Annotated in this window: 2 protein-coding genes; both read right to left on the bottom strand. The window is 79.2% G+C overall.

Annotated elements, in window-relative coordinates:
- Positions 1-2,073, bottom strand: a 2,073-nt coding sequence (locus L7D48_RS27805; protein WP_237883705.1) for a tetratricopeptide repeat protein, incomplete at its 3' end; no start/stop codon positions are given.
- A gap of 114 nt (positions 2,074-2,187) precedes the next feature.
- Positions 2,188-2,832: an NUDIX hydrolase gene (locus L7D48_RS27810; protein ID WP_237883707.1), complete on the bottom strand. Its 645-nt coding sequence runs from the start codon at positions 2,830-2,832 to the stop codon at positions 2,188-2,190.
- Positions 2,833-2,937: the final 105 nt, after the last annotated feature.

Below are 2,937 nucleotides of genomic sequence, written 5' to 3' on the forward strand. Positions count from 1 at the left end.
CCCGTCCCCGCGCCCGGCTCCCGGACGCCCCCACCGCAGGGCCCGGCGGCGGGTGCGCCGCGCCTCCTCGGTGCGGCCCGCGTACTCCTGGACCCTGGCCACCTCCTCCAGCGCCCGCGCGTACGCCTCCCCGTCCCGCAGCCGCCGGCAGGCCGCGGCACAGGCCCGCCAGGCCCGCAGGGCCTCCTCCCAGCGGCCCTCGCGCAGATGCGCGGCCCCGATCAGCCCGTGCAGCCGGGCCTCGCCGGCCGGCTCGCCGCGGGTCTGGCACAGCGCCAGCGCCCTGCCGTACCAGTCGCCGGCGCGCCGGTCGTCCCCCAGACTCGCGTAGGTGTCGCCCAGGGACTCCAGCGCCCGCGCGGCCGCCGCCGCGCTCCGGTCGCCACCGCGCCCGCCGTCGGCCCGGGCCGCCTCCAGCGCGGCGCGGTAGCGCGTCAGCGCCCGGTGCGGGCGGCCCGCGTGGGCGTCGAGGTCGCCGAGGTCGAGCAGGATCGCGGCGCGCTCGCCGTGCAGCCCGCGCCGCTCGGTGACCGGCAGCAGCAGTTCGTGGAGCCGGTACAGCTCGGGGGCGGCCGGCTCTGATCCCGCGTGCGAGGTCAGGGCCCCGGCGAGGGCTGCGGCCAGCCGCCGGGCCAGGGTGTCCAGTTCCCCGTCCCCCACGGCGGTGCGGGCGGCCGCGCGCAGGCCCGGCAGCCGGGGGCCGAGCCAGGCGGCAGCGGCGGCGCGGCTTTCGAAACGCAGGGCGCGCGGCAGCTCGGCCGCCGCCCGGCGTGCCGGTGAACCGGGCGGCTCGGCCGCTGCCCGGCAGGACCGCAGCAGCCGCACCGACCGCTCCAGCACCCGGGCCCGGGCCAGCCTCACGTCCTGCGGGCGCTCCCGTTCCTCCAGCACGGCCGCGAGGACGGGGGCGAGGCAGCCCGGGACCGTGTACAGCCCCGGAGTGGCGGTGGTGCGCAGCAGGCCGAGCCCGGTGAAGGCCTCCAGCGTGGCCGCGGCCTCGTCCGCCCGGCAGCCGGCGAGGGCCGCGGCGGTGTGGGCGTCGGCGAGTCCGGCCGGGGCGAGCGCCAGCAGACGCAGAAAGCGCGCGGCGGAGGGCGGCAGCGAGCCGTGGACCAGGTGGAAGGCGCGGACCAGCGGCCGGGCGACCGGAGCGGGACGGGTGCGGGGGCCGGGGACGGCGGCTCGCGCGAGGCCGGGAGGACCACCGGGAGGAGTGCCGAAGTGGCCGCCGGGCACCCGTCCCGACGCGTCCTCGGGTTCGTGGGCGTCGTCCGCCGCACCGCCGGGGAGGTCGTCGGGGAGGGCGGCGAACCGCCGGGCCGCCTCGGCCACGGACGCCGTGGGGTGGGCCGCCAGCCAGCCCCCGACCAGGGCGAGCGCCGCGGGACGCCCGCCGCAGGCCTCGGCCAGGGCCTCCGCCGCACGCGGGTCGACGGTGACGCGCGGGGTGTCTCCGGCCCGCTGCTCCAGCAGGGCGACCGCCGCGGCCGTGTCGAGCCCCTCCAGCGTGCGGGGCCGCACATCCGGAATGCCGGTCAGCGGACCGCGGGAGACGGCCAGCACGAGGCAGCCCCGGCTGTCGGGCAGCAGGCCGTGAAGCTGCTCGGGAGCGGCCACGTCGTCCAGCACAAGCAGGGCACGGAGGTCCGCCAGTGCGGTGCGCAGCGCCTCCGCGAGCTCCGCGTCCCCCGCCCCGGCGGGAGGAGCGGCCACGGGCCGGCCGACCGTGCCTCCCGCCGCGGCCAGTACGCGCAGCAGGTCGCGGGCGGTGCGTTCGGTGGGGACGGGGGTGCCGTCCGGGTCGCTGAGCCGGGCGCGCAGGATCCCGTCGGGGTAGTCGGCGGCCACCTGCCGCGCGAACTGCTCCGCCAGCGCGGTGCGGCCCGAGCCGGGCCGGCCCGCGACGAGCAGGACCCGGCAGCGGGAGGAGGTGCCGGGCCCGGCGTGCCCGGCGTCGGCGCGCAGCAGGTCCAGTTCGCGCCGCCGTCCGAGGAAACCGCCCGCCGCCCCGCCTCCGTCCACGGCTTCGGCGGACGGGGCCGGTCCGCCGGGGTGCAGCGCCTGATCCGTCACGGCTGGAAGGGTAGTTCACCACGGACGGTCCGCACCGGCGCCGCGCGCCCCGGGCGCGGAGCGGTCGCTCCGCGCCCGGGGCGCGCTCACGTTCCGGCCGTCACGGCCGGCCGCTCACGCCTGGAACGGCCTCGCGGGCCAGGGCGCCTCGGCCGGGCGCAGGGCCTCCAGACCGCCCTCGGTCCGTGCGGCGGTCAGCGCCAGGACACCGATCGCCAGGCAGTTGTTGTGCAGGTCCCCCGCCAGCACGCCGCGCACCAGCTGTGCCAGGGGCACACGGGCCACCTCCATGTCGGCCTCCTCGTCGCTGACCTCGAAACGCTCGCCGTCGGCGTCGGACAGACCGCGGGCGAGGAAGACGCGTACCGCCTCGTCACTGCCGCCGGGCGAGGTGTAGACGTCGGTCAGCACCCGCCAGTCCTCGGCCTTGACGTGCGCCTCCTCGTACAGCTCGCGCCTGGCGGCGCTCAGCGGGTTCTCGCCGGGTACGTCGAGCAGGCCGGCGGGGATCTCCCACAGCTTGTGCCGCACCGGGTGCCGGTACTGGCTGATCACCAGCACCCGGTCCTGCTCGTCGAGGGCGAGGACGGCCACCGAGCCGGGGTGGACCTGGTAGTCGCGGGCGGCGACGGAGCCGTCCGGCATCACCACGCGGTCGGTGCGCACACTGGTCTTGGCGCCCTCGAAGGGCGTCTCGGAGGCGGTGACCCGCCACTGCCGCGGGACGTCCCGCAGAGCCCCTGCTTCCTTCTCCGCCACGGCTCAGGCCCCCTCGCCCGCCGCGGCGGAGGCGGCCCGGGGGGACGCGCCGGAGTCCAGCTGCCGCTTCACGGCCGCGCCGACCAGGCCGGCGAAGAGCGGGTG

It is taken from the genome of Streptomyces sp. ICN903 (assembly GCF_022015835.1).
Taxonomy (GTDB): domain Bacteria; phylum Actinomycetota; class Actinomycetes; order Streptomycetales; family Streptomycetaceae; genus Streptomyces; species Streptomyces fenghuangensis.